This window comes from Bradyrhizobium sp. USDA 327 (assembly GCF_041262065.1).
In the GTDB taxonomy this organism is placed as follows: Bacteria; Pseudomonadota; Alphaproteobacteria; order Rhizobiales; family Xanthobacteraceae; genus Bradyrhizobium; species Bradyrhizobium liaoningense.
In genome coordinates this window covers 4,765,465-4,781,269 of record NZ_JBGCCW010000001.1, presented here as the reverse complement: position 1 = coordinate 4,781,269, position 15,805 = coordinate 4,765,465, and the positions used below count along the sequence as shown (strand labels likewise).

General features: G+C 64.8%; 10 protein-coding genes. 1 reads left to right on the top strand and 9 read right to left on the bottom strand.

Annotation, left to right across the window (positions count from 1 at the left end):
* Window positions 1-74: 74 nt before the first annotated feature.
* From ABIA42_RS22440 to ABIA42_RS22415, 6 genes are all read right to left on the bottom strand, one after another.
* The gene (locus tag ABIA42_RS22440) at window positions 75-1,391 is read right to left on the bottom strand and encodes an ATP-binding protein (RefSeq protein ID WP_271533594.1); all 1,317 of its coding nucleotides are present in this window, start codon (window positions 1,389-1,391) and stop codon (window positions 75-77) included.
* Window positions 1,388-2,101, bottom strand: a complete 714-nt coding sequence (locus ABIA42_RS22435) for a response regulator (protein WP_271533764.1) — start codon at window positions 2,099-2,101, stop codon at window positions 1,388-1,390. Before ABIA42_RS22435 ends, ABIA42_RS22440 begins: the two co-directional genes overlap by 4 nt.
* 91 nt (window positions 2,102-2,192) lie before the next feature.
* A complete protein-coding gene (locus ABIA42_RS22430) occupies window positions 2,193-4,154 on the bottom strand; it encodes a MacB family efflux pump subunit (RefSeq protein WP_271533592.1) in 1,962 nt (653 codons plus the stop codon).
* Between the two features lies 1 nt (window position 4,155).
* The gene (locus ABIA42_RS22425; protein ID WP_370121100.1) at window positions 4,156-5,388 is read right to left on the bottom strand and encodes an efflux RND transporter periplasmic adaptor subunit; all 1,233 of its coding nucleotides are present in this window, start codon (window positions 5,386-5,388) and stop codon (window positions 4,156-4,158) included.
* A complete protein-coding gene (locus ABIA42_RS22420; RefSeq protein WP_370121103.1) occupies window positions 5,385-6,944 on the bottom strand; it encodes an efflux transporter outer membrane subunit in 1,560 nt (519 codons plus the stop codon). The genes ABIA42_RS22425 and ABIA42_RS22420 overlap by 4 nt, the downstream gene beginning before the upstream one ends.
* 1,161 nt (window positions 6,945-8,105) lie before the next feature.
* Entirely contained in the window at window positions 8,106-8,474 is a 369-nt protein-coding gene (locus ABIA42_RS22415; protein ID WP_370121106.1) for a hypothetical protein, read from the bottom strand.
* Window positions 8,475-8,805: 331 nt separating this feature from the next.
* On the opposite strand from ABIA42_RS22415, the gene bamA reads away from it, so the two are divergent.
* On the top strand, window positions 8,806-11,283 hold the full coding sequence (bamA, locus tag ABIA42_RS22410; RefSeq protein ID WP_370123988.1) for an outer membrane protein assembly factor BamA: 2,478 nt from the start codon (window positions 8,806-8,808) through the stop codon (window positions 11,281-11,283).
* Window positions 11,284-11,407: 124 nt separating this feature from the next.
* Here the strand turns inward: bamA and ABIA42_RS22405 are convergent, their stop codons facing one another.
* The 3 genes from ABIA42_RS22405 to ABIA42_RS22395 form a co-directional block, all read right to left on the bottom strand.
* Window positions 11,408-11,944, bottom strand: a complete 537-nt coding sequence (locus ABIA42_RS22405) for a hypothetical protein (protein ID WP_271533585.1) — start codon at window positions 11,942-11,944, stop codon at window positions 11,408-11,410.
* Between the two features lie 13 nt (window positions 11,945-11,957).
* Window positions 11,958-13,265 carry a hypothetical protein gene (locus ABIA42_RS22400; protein WP_370121109.1) on the bottom strand — a complete coding sequence of 436 codons (1,308 nt, stop codon included), beginning with the start codon at window positions 13,263-13,265 and terminating at the stop codon, window positions 11,958-11,960.
* A gap of 61 nt (window positions 13,266-13,326) precedes the next feature.
* On the bottom strand, window positions 13,327-15,507 hold the full coding sequence (locus tag ABIA42_RS22395; RefSeq protein ID WP_370121111.1) for a hypothetical protein: 2,181 nt from the start codon (window positions 15,505-15,507) through the stop codon (window positions 13,327-13,329).
* Between the last annotated feature and the right edge of the window lie 298 nt (window positions 15,508-15,805).

Below are 15,805 nucleotides of genomic sequence, written 5' to 3'. Positions count from 1 at the left end.
GGGTCGATTCCGGCCGTCTTGACGGTCCGTCCCCACTTGCCCCCCTTGCTTCCGGAACGATGCGGACGGCAGCGTCAGTCGTGGCTACGGTCTGCATTGGAAAGCAGCAGGCGGACGCGAAGACCCCTCGGTTCATTGTCGAGCAGCAGCAACGTTCCGCCATGCGCGGTCACGATCGCCTGCGTGATCGCGAGGCCGAGGCCAAATCCCGCCGTTTCGTCCATGGTGCGGGCTTCTTCTCCTCGCACGAAGGGCTCCAGCATCGCCGTCTTCTTCTCATCGGGTATTCCAGGACCGTCGTCGACGACGTCGATGATGATCTGGTTCCCGGAGATCAGGAGCTCGACGCTGACTTCGGTTCCGAAGCGTGTGGCGTTTTCGACCAGGTTGGTGACCGCGCGGATGATTTCGTCCGGCCGGACCATGAATGCGGCTCTGTCCGGACCAAGATAGTGCACCGCGTGGCCGCTATCGGAAAACTGGTCGCAAACCATCTGGAGCAGCGCGGCAACGTCGACCAGTGTCGGTCTGGCAGCACTTTCACTGCGCAGCAGCGAGAGCACCGACTCGAGCATCGACTGCATCTGATCGAGGTCGCGTACGGTCTGGGTGCGCTGTGCTGGATCCTCGATGTATTCCGAGCGTAGCCGCAGGCGCGTAATCGGGGTGCGCAGGTCGTGGCTGATGGCGGCCAGCATTCGAGTTCTATCGTTCATCAGTGCGGTAACGCGTTCGCGCATCCGGTTGAGCGCTCTCGCCGCGGATCGGATTTCCTCCGGGCCGTTCTCAGGCAACGGTTCGGACGAGCGATTCAAGCTGAAGTCCTCCGCCGCGCGCGCGAAGGCCGACAGGGGCGAGCTGAGCGCGCGGCCGGCCCAGACGCCGAGCAGCGTCACGCTTGCCACCAGGAACAGGAGCGTGCTCGTCCAGAGGCCGCTCACGAAGGCAGGCATCTTGAATGTCCCGATCGTCGCCTCGAGCACGTCGCCATTTGCCAGATAGAACCAGAGGCGATTGTCTTCCGGTGTGGAACCGCGAATGAGATCGACCGGGCCTTCAATAGCCGAGGGGGTGTTCAGGCGCGTCCGTTCCGGCAAAGGAGCGATGGAGGCGGAAACATCCTTTTTCAATTGCAGCTTCAGCGCCGGAAAGGTTCGGCTGAGGTTTTCAAGAACGAGATCTCGCTCTCCCTGCGGCGTATTGGCGATGATCCTCGCAACCAGCTCGAACTGCTCCACCGGGCTGTCCGTCAGAACGTTCGGCCGGCTGAGCAGAAAGTATCCGGCAATCAGCACATGGATCAGGATCAGTGACCCCAGAACCAGGGCTGCGATCTGGCCGCTGATCCGCCTGAAGCTGAACAGCGCGACGATGTCGGCGGCGCGGCTCATGCTTCCTCCACCACCGGCGTGAAGATGTAGCCGCCGGTGCGGACGGTCTTGATCACGGACGTGTCCTGGGTGCGGTCGAGCTTGCGGCGTAGCCGGCTGACCAGCACGTCGATGCTGCGGCCAAAGTTGCCGCCGGGCCGGCCGCGCGTCATGCTCAGGAGATTGTCCCGGGTGAGGATGCGGCCGGCCCGTTCGCAGAAAACCTGCAGCAGATCGAACTCGGCGCTGGTCAGCGGCACCTGCGCGCCCTCGGGGTCGCGCAACTCCCGCAAACGGAGATCGATGATCCAGCCCAGGAATTTCAGGCGTGTCGCCGCGCCGCCGGCGGCACGGCCGCTCGCCTGGCGGCGCAGCACGGCGTTGATCCTGGCGAGAAGCTCGCGCGGGTTGAACGGCTTCGGCAGATAGTCGTCGGCCCCCATCTCGAGACCGAGGATCCGGTCGAGATCCTCGCCCTTCGCGGTGAGGATGATGATGGGTGTCATGGATTCCATGCGCACGCGGCGGCAGAGGCTCAGACCGTCCTCGCCCGGCAGCATCAGGTCGAGCACGATCAGGTCCACCCGGTTATGCGAGAGATGCCGGTCCATCTCCCTGCCGTTCGTGACCAGGTGGACCTCGAACGAATGCTCGCGCAGATAGCGCGCGATGAGGTCGCGGGTCTGCCGGTCATCCTCGACGATCAGGATGTTTTGCGTGCCGTTGGTCATGTTTGAGATCGCATCGGGGTTGCCGATCGTTGGTCGATTTGCGGACGATTGTCTCGTCCGAAGAACTACGGTCATGTCTGCAATCCTACGGTCAGTCACGGCTCAACGCCACCACGGGATCCAGGAAGGCGGCGCGGCGGGCGGGGAAGAAGCCGAAGGCCACCCCGATCCCGGTCGAGGTCAGGAATGCCGCGCCGATCGAGAACAGCGAATAGCTGACCTGGAATCCGGGCATTGCCATATTGACCACCGTCCCGAGCAGGATCGCGACGAGGATACCGGCGATGCCGCCGATGGACGAGATCAGGGTCGCCTCCACCAGGAACTGCTGGAGGATGTCGCTGCGTCTGGCGCCGACCGCCATGCGCACGCCGATCTCGCTGATTCGCTCGGAGACGGACACCAGCATGATGTTCATCACGCCGATGCCGCCGACGACCAGCGAGATCACCGCGATCGCCGCCACGAGGAACGCCAGGGTCTGCGTCGTGCTGGTGATGGTGCGGCGGATGTCGTCGGTATTGAGGATGACGAAATCCCTGGTATTGTGCCGCTTCGTCAAGAGCGTGGTGACCGCATCCTGAGCCAGCGTGGTCGAGATCTCGTCGCTGATCCGGAGCAGGATGCTGCGGAGCGAGCGGTCGCCCGTGAACTGTGCCTGCACGGTGGTGTAGGGAAGATAGACCGAGAGGTTCTGGTTGGAGCCGAAGCCGCCCTGCTGCTGGGCGATGACGCCGACGATGCGGCAGGGCACCTTGCCGAGCCAGATGACGCGGCCGATCCCAGAGTTCTGGTCGTCGGCGAAGAAGGTCTTGCGGGTGTTGTCGTCGATGACGACCTGCCGCTCGATGTTGCGCACCGCGTCGGAGTCGAACAAGCGGCCTTTCGCCAGCTTGGCGCCCTTGACCTGGAAATAGCTCTCGCCGACGCCGTTCACGAGCACGTTGGACTCGCTGCCGCGATAGCGCACTGTCGTGCTGGTCGAGACCGTCGGTGTGACTCCGGCAATGAAACCCTGCTGGCCGAGCGCGCGGGCATCGCCGAGGACGAGCGTCTTGATCTTGCCGGCGCGCGCGTCGCCAAAATCCTTACCCGGAAACACCTCGATCGTGTTGGTGCCGAGACTCGAAATGTCCGATAGCACCTTGCGCTGTGAGGCGTTGCCGAGCGCAACCACGGAGGACACTGCGGCGATGCCGATGATGATTCCGAGCATGGTCAGGAAGGCGCGCAGCCGGTGCGCGGCCATCGCCACCAGCGCCATTCGCGAGGCTTCCCGCAGGCGCCGCAGCGCGCCGGGCCAGCCGGCGCCGCTGTCCCATGAGGCCCGAGGCGCCGCAACAGCCGGCGCCGCTGCGCCTGCGGTCTCGGTGCGGCGATCGGAAACGATCCTGCCGTCACGCAGCTCGATGATGCGCTCGGCCCGCGCGGCGACATCGGCATCGTGGGTAACGATGATGATCGTCCGTCCCTCGCCGTGCAGCTCCTTCAGGATCTTCAGGACCTCCTCGCCGCTGCGCCGGTCGAGCGCGCCGGTCGGCTCGTCCGCCAGGATGACTTCGGCGCCGTTGATCAGCGCCCGTGCGATCGAGACGCGCTGCTGCTGGCCGCCCGACAGCTGGTTAGGGCGGTGGCCGCGCCGGTCGTCCACACCAAGCCTTGCGAGCAGCTGCTCTGCGCGCGTGCGGCGCTCCCGGGCCTTCATCCCGGCATAGATCGCCGGGATCTCGACGTTCTCGGCCGCGGAGAGATCGCCGAGCAAGTGATAGCGCTGGAAGATGAAGCCGAAATGCTCGCGCCGCAGCGCCGCCAGCTCGTCTGCATCGAGTTCGGAGGCGTTCTTGCCGGCGACACGATATGTGCCGGTGGTCGGGCGGTCGAGGCAGCCGAGGATGTTGAGCAGCGTCGATTTTCCGGATCCGGACGAGCCGATGATCGCCACCATCTCGCCGGGCTGGATGCTCAGCGACAAATCGTCGAGCGCCACCACGCGCGTGTCACCGGCCGAGAATTCCCGCCTGACGTTCTCGAGGGCGATGATCGGATCGGCCATCTCAGAGACCTCCCGGCGGGCCGCCGGACATGCTGCGCGATGCGGTCTGCTCGCTGGCTTCTCCGGTGACGACCCGGTCGCCCTCATCGAGGCCGGATCTGATCTCGACCGTAGTGCGGTCATTGAGTCCGGTCTTGACCTCGCGCTCCCGGACGTCACCCGACGCATCGAGGGTGCGGACGGTGCTGCGGCCGTCGGATTTCCGCATTAGCGCGAGCGCGGGGATGACCTTCACGCGCTTGGCCTCGCCGGTGATGATGTGCACCTCGGCGGTCATGTAGGTCCGCAGCGAAAGATCCTTGTTGGGGACGTTGAAGACGCCGATGTAGTAGATGGCGGTGCTGGTGGAGCTCGATGAGCTCGAACTCGTGCTCGAGCTCGACGTGGTGGTCGAGGAGAAGCTGGCGTCGCTCTTGATCGATTCGGGCGCCGGCTCGATCTGCTCCAGCTTGGCCTCGTAGCGATGGTCCTGGTCGCCGAGGATGGTGAAATACAGCGCCTGGCCCGGCTTGACCTTGACGATGTCGGCCTCGGAGATCTCCGCCCGCACCGTCATGGTCTCTAGCTGGCCGAGCACGACGATGGTCGGAGCGGACTGCACCGCGTTGACCGTCTGTCCCTCCTGCACCACGGTGGCGAGCACCGTGCCGTCGATGGGCGCGGTGATTCTTGTGTAGTCGAGGTTCACCCGTGCCGTCTCGACACTGGCTTCGGCTCCCACGATCAGAGCATCGAGCGCGGCAATCTGGGCGCGGGTCTGCCGCACCGTCGAATCCGCACTGTCGAAATCGCTGCGCGAGGTGGCGCGCTGTGCCAGTGTCGCCTGCTGTCGCGCGAGGTTGGCTTCCGCCAGCACCAACGCAGCTTCCTTCTCCAGTTTCTGCGCGCGGTAGTTCTTGAGCGAAGCTTCCGAACTGCGCAGATCGTTCTGCTTGGTGACGGGGTCGATCTGGGCGATAACGTCGCCGGCCTTGACCCTGTCGCCGACGCGGACATTGAGGGCGGTGATCCGGCCCGACACCTGCGCGCCGACGGCGGTCAGGCGCGCCGGCTTGAGCGTGCCGCTGGCGAGCACCTCCTCGCGCAGATCGCTGACGGTGACCGGAGCGGTGATAAAGGACTGTCCCTTGCTCGACGTCGCCGGAAAGCGCATGGCGGCCACCACCCCGGTTGCCACGAGGGCAACCACCGCGGCGGCAATCTTCACGCGCTTGGCGGTGATGATATCAGTCACTTCACCGTCTCCCGGAAGTGTGGCCCTGTATTGGTGTCCACGATGATCGGCGTCGATGTGTCGACCGGATCGGACCAGCCGCCCCCCAGCGCCTTCGCGAGGGAAATGTAATCCTTGGCCACGGACACCTTGCTCTGGATCAGAGAATCCTCAGCCGAATAGAGCGAGCGTTCGGCGTCCAGCACGTCGATGAAGCTCGCGCTGCCGGTCTCGAACAGCGATCGCGACAACCGGGCGGCCTCGCGATAGTTCTTCGCTGCCTCGGCCAGCTTGACCGTGCGAACGCGCTCTTGCGAAATCGACACCAGCGCGTTCTCGACGTCTTCAAAGGCGGTGAGCAGGGTCGAATGGAAGGTCGCGAACGCCTGGTCGCGTTGCGCCTCCGCGATCCTGACGGTCGCCAGGCGCTTGCCCGCGTCGAACACCGGCACCGTGACCGAGGGGCCCACCGACCAGCTTACGTTGGAATATCTTGCGAGGTCGCCGGCGCGCAGCGCAGAGGTGCCGACCGAGCCGGTCAGCGACACCGCAGGATAGCGGTCGGCCTCGGCCGCGCCGATCTTGGCAGTGGTCTGGGCGAGCTTGCGCTCGGCGCTGGCGACGTCGGGGCGGGTCATGAGGAGATCGGCGGGCAGGCCCGTGGGCAACGGCATGCGCGGTGCAGGCACGGGCGCGGACTGTGCCATCAGCGAAGCCACGCCGTCAGGCGCTCGTCCGAGCAGGATGCCGAGCCGGTGAATGTCGGCCGCGAGCGCCGCCTGATAGGTCGGAACGTTCGCCTCCGTGCTCGCCGCTTGTGCGGTCGCCTTGGCGAGATCGACGGCGTTGCCGCTGCCGGCCTCGTATTTGCTGCGGGTGAGCTTTTCGGTGTCGCGCTGCGAGACCGACGTTCGCCGCGCCAGCGCGATCCGCGCCTGATAGCCGCGCGCCTCCACGTAATAGGCGGCAACGTCGCCGATCAGCGTGACGAGGCTGTCGCGCAGATCCTCCTCGGCCGATTGCTGCCCACGCACCGCTGCTTCGATGCTCCGTTGCGTGCCGCCGAACAGGTCGAGCTCCCAGCTCGAATCGAAGCTCGCCTGGTGCAGCGTGTAGGGCGCTGTGTCGACGACGGCCGTGGCGGAGCCCGCGCTGGTCTTGTTGTTGGTCACCGAGGCTGAGCCGCTGATGGAGGGAAACAGGCCGGCGCCGGTCTGTTGCACCGTTGCGCGCGCCTCGCGCACGACTGCCTTGGCCTTGGCGACATCGGGGTTGGCTTCGACGGCCTGTTCGATCAGCCGGTTGAGCAGGGGGTCGCGCAGGCGCAGCCACCAGCGATCCAGCGTGCCGGCTTGCCGCCTGGACGTGGGTTGCGCCCTCCAGTGCGACGGTATGTCCAGCCGGGGCGGCCCGGCATAATCCGGCCCGACGGCGCAGCCAACCAGTGTGGCACCCAACATCAGCGCGACGCAGGCCGATCCGGCGCGCGACAGGGCGGCGCGCAGTGGGGACGGCGTCGGGCGATGGTTCTCCTCTGCGGATGGCGTGGGAACTGCGACGAACAAGTGTGACGGCATCAAATCGGCTGAGATCCATGGGTCTTGCCGCGGGACGTGCGGTGCCCATGGCCTTCGGAAGGGTACGACGAACAGGGCCCACTAGCCGCGCGATCGTGGCCTTTCGGCAGCCGGAATGTTGCTGAATGTAAACAGATGTTGCGGGGCATTCCGCGCCCGCCGCACGGCGCCTGCCAGGCAGGACATCGACCCTGTTTTGCTGCTGCGTCAAGCCCTCTTTGCGAAAATATTCCACTTTATCGAAATTCGGATTTGTCGTATGTGTCGCCCATCCCGGCTCATCCTTGAGGGGCGATCATGAGGTCGTCATTGTCGCGAGCCGGGCTTGCGGTGGACGCGGCAGCGTCGTGCACGAGAGGTGAAGGGCAGGGCGGATTGCTCTCCGTGAGCCCGAAACCGCGTGCGGACGAGCGGCGCTGCTAGGCTTCGTCTCGCCTGTAAGTTTCCGGCTCCGTCGACAGGGCTGGGAAAACTGCGGCGAAATGGCGGGCCGCGCGTACGGCAAAACCGTGTGGTCCTGGCCGTCGTTGCTACGGTCAAGCTCTTGCGGAGGCGGCAGTCGCGTCAACCGGCGCGGTGCCGGTGAATTTCGCAGGGTGAGGGAGGCCAGAACGAACTCGGCTCCCGGGAGAGCACGGCATAAGCCGTCCGACCATCGCGCAGGGAAGGCCGAGTGATTGGCTACACCTGTATGCTGCTGTGCGGTTCTTCCTGCGTGTGCATTTCGCGCAGCGGACCGCGGGTGCCGGCCGGCACCCGGTCTTCCCTGCGCCCTCTCGGCTCAAGAGGGTGAGCGACGAAGCAAAGCCTCGGGCGAATTCAGCCGCGAGAACGCGAAGGCATGTCTGCGATTTCAAATGCGCGCAGGGGCTGCGATGCCGCCTCATCCTCCGTCATTGCGAGCGCAGCGACGCAATCCAGAATCGTTCCACAGCGACAGTCTGGATTGCTTCGTCGCAAGAGCTCCTCGCAATGACGAGGCGGAGAGAACGTGCGCCATACTCCACTCTCGTGCCCCGGACGCAGCGCAGCATCCCTTCGACAGTGCGCTGCCCAGCCGGGGCCCATCTATCAGCACTATACCATGTCGCTTCCCGGGTCCCGGCTCTGCACCACAACGCTCAACGCGTTGTAGTTCGTCCGGGACACGGGAGAGTCGGATCACCACGAAATCGGAATCCTCTGCGCAAATCCACCCAGGTCCGAATCCGGGTTCAGGGGTTGACGATCGAGCGGCCGGTTGTTGTTGCCGCGTGCGAACGACGTGCCGGGCGGCAATGCGTAGTCGGTGAACTTACGCTCCCCGGGAAGCACTTCGGTCCCGCCATCCAGCCACGACCGCTTGCTCACATAGACGCGCGTATGCGGGCCGGACTGGTAGGACCGGTTGGGCCCGTGCGGACCATACTCATAGACGACATCATGCATCGCTTGTTGTCGATCGCGCTTGCGCATGGTTGCGGCGTGAACGGTGAGGGTCGAGGAGAGGAGGACGACCAGCACCGTTCTGGTCACGACAAGCGCGTTCATCGGCAAATGCCCCGTGCGAATTCCTGATGCCGTCGCCTCTCGCACCGACTTCAGAGGCTGTAAAGAATTCAGGCGTTGCGGGATGTTGCTGCGCGCTCGCCTGATGTGCTCGTGCGAGGCCGTCCGCATGTCGGTCTTTGGCCGCCGAAGGCTCGCGCGGTCGGCAGGGGCGGCCGTACTCGCGCGGCTGATCCGCCAATCAATTTCAACGACCGGAAACAGTACAGCAACATCAAAGCCACATCGCGGCCACAGCCGTTTCGTTTCAGAGCAAGAGGTGCTCTTGAGGTGTGGAATGTCGGTGTTGCGGGGCTTGCTGATCGCGGTGGCGATGAGTGGTGTATCGATTGCGAGTTCAATTCCCGTCGTGCTGTTGCCGCAGCCGGCGGCTGCGCAGAGCGTGGAGACGATCGTGGTCGAAGGCAATCGCCGCGTGGCGGTCGAGACGGTCCGCTCGTACTTCAAACCCGGCCCCGGCGGTCGCCTCGATCAATCCGCCCTCGATGACGGACTCAAGGCGTTGGTCGGGACAGGCCTGTTCCAGGACGTGAAGATCAGTCAGTCCGGCGGCCGCGTCGTGGTGTCGGTGGTGGAAAATGCCGTGATCGGCCGCGTTGCCTTCGAGGGCAACAAGAAGATCAAGGACGAGCAACTCTCGGCCGAGATCCAGTCCAAGCCGCGCGGGACCTTCTCGCGGGCGCTGGTACAATCCGACACGCTGCGAATCGCCGAAATTTATCGCCGGTCCGGCCGCTATGACGTGCGCGTCACGCCCGAGGTCATCGAGCAGCCGAGCAATCGCGTCGATCTCATCTTCACGATCGAGGAAGGCGCCAAGACCCCGGTCAAGTCCGTCGAGTTCATCGGCAACAGCGCCTTCTCGGCCTCGCGACTGCGCGACGTCATCAAGACGCATGAAAGCAATCTGCTCAGCTTTCTCGGTAGCAACGACATCTATGATCCAGATCGCGTCGAGGCCGATCGCGACCTGATTCGTCGCTTCTACCTCAAGAACGGCTTCGCCGACGTCCAGGTCGTCGCCGCGCTCACTGAATACGATCCCGAGAAAAAAGGCTTTCTCGTCACCTTCAAGATCGAGGAGGGCGCGCAGTACCGCGTCGGCGCGGTCGACTTCCGCTCGAGCATCCCGAACTTCGATCCATCCTCGCTGCGCGTCTATTCGCGCGTCCATGTCGGCTCGCTCTACAACGTCGAATCGGTCGAGAAGTCGACCGAAGACATGCAGATCGAGGCCTCGCGCCGCGGCTACGCCTTTGCCCTGGTCCGTCCCGCCGGCGACCGCAATTTCGAGGCGCACACCGTCTCCGTCGTATTCAATGTCGACGAAGGCCCGCGAACCTATATCGAGCGCATCAACCTGCGCGGCAACACGCGCACGCGCGATTACGTGATCCGTCGCGAATTCGATCTCTCGGAGGGGGACGCCTACAACCGCGCGTTGGTCGACCGTGCCGAGCGGCGCCTGAAGAACCTAGACTATTTCAAGAGCGTGAAGATCACGACCGAGCCGGGCTCGTCGAGCGACCGCGTCGTCCTGATCGTCGACATGGAAGAGAAATCGACCGGCGATTTCTCGATCTCGGGCGGCTACTCAACCACCGACGGCGCGCTGGCCGAGGTTTCGGTCTCCGAGCGCAACCTGTTGGGCAAGGGGCTCTACGCCAAGGCGACCGTCAGCTACGGCCAGTATTCGCGCGGTATATCGCTGTCCTTCGTCGAGCCTTATCTGCTCGACTACCGGCTGGCGCTCGGATTCGACACCTATTGGCGCCAGCAATTGGCGAACAGCTACACGAGCTACGGCGTGACGACGCTGGGCTTTTCTCCGCGCCTGGGCTTTGCGTTGCGCGAGGACCTCTCACTCCAGCTCCGCTATTCGCTCTATCAGCAGAGCATCACGCTCGCCAGCGCCTACAACAATTGCAACAACAACGCATCGAACACGTCGCTGGCCTTCAATCCGACACCGGCCTACATCAGGAGCGTTCTGGGCGGCGTGGACCCGACCAATTCCACGGATTCGGGCGTTTACGGATACGGCTGCTATGGCGACGGTGAGTCGAGTCTGCCGGTCCGGAGAGAGCTGGCGAACGGCGCGACCTGGACGTCGGCGCTCGGCTACACGCTGAACTACAACACGCTCGACAACACCAAGAATCCCACGGACGGTCTGCTCATCGACTTCAAGCAGGATTTCGCGGGTGTCGGCGGTGACGTCACCTATCTGAAAACGGCGGTCGACACCAAGTACTACACGTCGCTCGTGTCCGATATCGTCAGCGTGATCCATCTCCAGGGCGGTCTCCTCAGCAAGCTCGGCAACCAGGACCTGCGCATGCTGGATCACTTCCAGATGGGGCCGAACCTCGTGCGCGGCTTCGCGTCCAATGGTATCGGTCCGCGCGACACCACCTATTGGAGCCTGGGCGGGAGCGGCGATGCGCTTGGCGGCACGAAATACTGGGGCGCGTCGATGGAGTTGCAGATGCCGTTCTGGTTCCTTCCCAAGGAAGTCGGCCTGAAGGGCGCGGTCTACGCCGATGCCGGATCGCTCTGGGGCTACCAGGGGCCGACCTCATGGTCGGCCACGGGCGAAGTCAACACCAAAGCCTGCCCGACCTGCGGACTGCAATACGACGACGGCAATCTGGTGCGGTCGTCCGTCGGCGTCGGCCTGATCTGGGCCTCGCCGTTCGGGCCACTGCGCTTCGACTATGCCGTGCCGCTGACGAAAGGCAAATACGACACGGTTCAGGAGTTCAGGTTTGGGGGCGGCACTTCGTTCTAGCTGGTCGCCCGCCGCCGTGTGCGGCTGCGGCCTTGCCGTGCGGGGGCGCGCCGGACGATCGCGATCGCGGCGCCGGAGCACCGCAAGGCGCTCTCCGCGCCGCCTCGCACTGCGCCAGCGGCCTTTAGTTCATCATCGCGAGCGCTGGACGCCGGTTTTCGCCGGACTCGATGATGCCGGGGAGATCGACGGCCTGGCCGGCGATCATGCCCGACATCTGCCAGAACAGGTGCGCGAGGCGAGAGAACACCATCCGCTCACGCTCGGCATCAGAGGTGCCGTCGGGAATCGTCACGGTCTCCAGGCCGACAACCTTCTTGAAATCCGGCCAGATCGTCATCGATTGCGCGATCACGGAATAGCAGCGCGGATTCTCGTCGCTCTCGTCGGGCGCCGGCGGCAGGCCCGGAAATTGCGTCGGCGCGGCGTAGAATTTGTAGGCACCATAGCCGAGCCGGAGCAGGAACTTTTCCGGGGCGGCGACGTCGGCGGCAAACGACACCAGCCGAGCCTCGCTCAGCACGTCGGCTTCGATCGCGCTGAGGTCGGACGCGCGCAGCGCCGAGCAGAATGTGAGATCGCGATTGTGTTCGCGGAGCAGATTGGCCAGCGGCCGTTGCTGTTGCACGGTGTCGGTGAGCAGGATGATGGTCTTGAGCATCGTGAGGTGTCCGTCAGGGGAAGAGATGGCGGGCGGCCATGACCGCTTCGTCGGAAGCGTGGGTCGCAAAGAAGTCGTTGGCAATGCGCTGTCCCGGCGCGATCTCCAGGATGCGGTAACGCGCCTGGGCGGCGGCTTCGCGGGCGGCGCCGACGTCGTCCTGCCAGGCGCACAGGGACAGTTCGAGCCAGCCGTAGCCGCCGCAATTGGCGGCATAGGCGCCCGTCACGGCTTCCACAGTCGCAGCCACCGCGCCAGCGTCGCTGGCGGAGACGTCCCGCAGGATCACGGCGATGCCGGTGCCGGTCTCGGCTTTCGAGGTCATGACCATGAAGGCGTCGCGAGCGCCGGTACGTCCGGCGCGGCGGGCTGCGCGCGCGATGCCGGCAAAGGCGGGATCGGGACCGAGCTCCAGCGTCGTCGTTTGCTGGTCGTGCAGGATCGTGGCACGCATCGCGCCGAGGTCACCCCGGAGCGCGTGGTACGAGCGTGGCAGCCAGACGGTGTCGAGAGGCGTTTGGGAAGATGTCAGGCTCCAGGCCTGGTCGAGCAGATAGCCCTCCCAGATCGCAGGATAGGACGCGGCGAGTTGCTGCCACGTGCGCAGCATCATCTCCGCAGCCTTGGCGCGGCCGAGATAGAGCGTGCGCGCCGACATCTCCCAGCGATTCCACTTGTGCAAGGCCACGTCGCAGCCGAGGAAGGACGGCAGCAGCGGCGCCTCGCGCACCACCGCGCCGGCTTCGACGAACAGCAGCGGCTCGCGATATTTGTTCCACATCCGCATCATGAACTCGGCTTTCTCGAAGCAGAGGAAGCGGTCGCCGAGCTGGGTGTCGATCGGCTCGATGTGGCAGGCGAGGTCAAACCGTTCGAGCGAATGCCGGAGCGCGAAGGCCGCGGTTGCGTCGCCCCCGCGCGGGTAGCAGGAGACGATCCGCGGACGGACGGTGGATGAATCGGCGGCGGCGAGGAATTTCGACCAGCCGATGCCGCCCCACCACATTTCGTGCGGGCCGTCCGCGCCGCAGGGGCCGACAGTGCCGAACTCGGTCAGCTTGGACTTGAGGAAGTCGAAGCCGGGGTTTTCGCTTCTGGGAATGACGACGGCGCAGGCGGGCGTTAGCGAGCGGTAGAACAGCTCGGCGGCCGCACCGCTTGGCGGCTCCTTGAGGATGATAACGCCGCTCCGCCGGCACTCGCTGAAATCGTCGCGCGGCGCGCCGTACTGCTTGAACAGCCAGTCCAGGCGGTCGCGCTGGGCCCGGCCGAGCTTCACGCCGTCGGATTGCAACAGCCGATCAAGGTCTTCGTCCGTCAATTCCGTACCCCCCGCTCTCAGCCCTTGGACTTCAACGGTCGAGGCGTTGCGATCAGGCGGACTATTTGGGATGGGCGCCAAGCGGCGTGATTGCCACGGAGTAGATCGCGATATCCTCGGTCATGGGGGCGACCGGGATCAGCAGGCAGCCATCCTCGCTTTGGGCGCGATAGTGGTCGCCGTTCCGCTCAATCCCGGCGAAGACCAGGCTCTCAGCCGCGATGCCGACCACGCTCTGGCTTTCCGCGGCGTCGCGGACATCGGCGGCGCTCTGCATAGTCACGCCATGCAATAGACCTTCGGCGGCGAATTTGGGCAGCGGCAGGACGATCGTGGCGATGCCCATCGCACGCGAGACCGGAATACGGACGCGCAGCTCACCGAGGCCGTTGTGGTGAACCGTCACCGTCTCCAGCGTCGCTTCGCCGTTTCCGCGAAACAGTCCGACCTGGACCGGGCCGCGGGGCCTCTCCTCGAAGACGTCGGCCGGCAGGCGGTTGGCGCCGAACAACGTGTAGAGATAGGAGTGAGACGCCGACAGGCGCGCGAAGCAGCCCGCAAGCCACATCGGCGGCGCCGATGTCGTGCAGGCGGCTGAGAGGCCGCGGGCGGTGATCTGCCGACGGATGAAGTCGCCGTCGATCATTGGCGCCAGCGCATGGGTGCCGAGATTGACGTCGTGCTTCAGTTCGCCCAGCAGCGCCAGCTCGTCCTCGTCCGGCAGCAGCAGGAGCCGAGCCAAGGTCGCCACGCACCAGCGCGCGGCGACATCGGGCGCGGCATAGGGGCTCAGACGAAAATCCACCGCGACCTGTTCGGCGCATTCCGCAAAGGCCAGCGTGCCGGCCTGGATGTCTGCCGCCAGCATGATCTGGCTCGTGGGTCGCGGATTGATCTCCCGCAGCACCGTGCCGCCGTCGTAGTCCCGGACCGAACCGTCGGCCGAACAGCAGATCTGCTCCAGCAGCGCAATGTTGCGGATCAGCATGCGCTTCACATGGGGCGTGACGACGAGATCGGAGATGAAGCCCGTGGCGCTGTCTTCCTCGGCGACGTCGTCGAAGGCGTCATCGAGCGAGATCAGATAGGCGCCGTGGAGGCGAATATTGAGACCTTCCAGCTTGAAGATCCGACGCAGCGCCTTCTGCACGCTCCCGGAATAGCCGAGATCGGCGAGCACGAGATCGGTGCAGTCGTCGAAGCCAGGGATCACGTGGCGCAGATGGGAAAGCAACCCCGCGCGCAGGCCTGCCGCGAGCTCGCCGATCTCATCCGCCCCCATCAGCTCGGGCAGCGCCTCGGCAATCTCAAGGCCGGTCACGATGCCGTCGGGCGACTTCGCAAAGAACGCGGCGACCTTCGGCGGCAGGATCTTCATCATGTCGCGAAAGGTTGGAGCGTCGATCTTCAGGATCTTGCCCAGAAGATCGGTGATCGGCTGCATCGTGTCTGCGGAGGCGATCAGGCTGACGCGGCGGTTGATCTCGACATAGGCCGAGGTCGTGCCGTGCAGCTGCTGCCAGATCCGGTGCGGCAGAAAGCCGTCGCGGCCGAGGAAGCCGAGGGCGACCTTTCGGCCGGGACCTGTGACCTCTTCGCAGCGCCGTGCAACAAAGGCGTCGAATGCCCTCATCACCGGGCCGAGCACTGTCACTCCCAGATGGAAAGCCGGCGACCTCTCGGCGCTGCGCGCGACGACCATGCGCCGCAGGGTGCGTGCGCCGTGATCGAGCCGAGACGGCGCGCCCGTGCACAACAGCTCGAACAGCGCTGTCTCGCGCTGAAACTTCGCTGCAAGCTGGGCGGCGGCCTGCGGATAGTAGCGCGGGCGAATGCCGTGGCGCTTCGCGCCCCTGATGTCGGCCGTTTCATTGTCGCCGACGTGAAAGGAGGCACTGGCGTCGATGTTCTGCTCCGACACATACGTCGCGAACAGCGACCCGCTCTTGCTGCTGCCGTGGTCGCAGGATGCGTAGAGAAAGTCCCAGCTCAGACCGGGATGGCAAGCCCGCAGCAATCGCGCCATCCGGTCGGAATCCCAATAGGTGTCGGAGATGAAGCCGACGCGGTGGCCCGCGCGCTTCATTTCCTGATATTGCCGAAGCATGTCTGGATTGACGCGGCAGAGCTCGATCTCCGCCGCGAACTCCGATTCGACCAGCTCTGTCAGATCGCTGCGCGACAGACCGAAGAGCCTGAACGGAAAATAGGAATAGATCTCGTCGATGTACACCTCGCCCACGCCGCGTTTCTCCTTCGCGGTCCGGCGTGCACGCGATTCGGCCTGGATGCGATGCTGAACGAAACTCGTGGAAACACTTGGACAAGAGCGTGAAATGCACGAAAGCTCGTAAGCCCTTTCAAACACGCCATCTGGAGTCGTGCAGACGCGAAGCAGAAATGTATCGAAAACATCGAACGACCAAGCAGAAACAATTTGCGCGCGGCGCGCTGCGCCAGTCGTTGCGATCGTCATGCCAGTAATCCCCGCCAATCAGAGCGATTAACGTGCGTGCGCGTGAGGTCAGGCGCCACGGAAG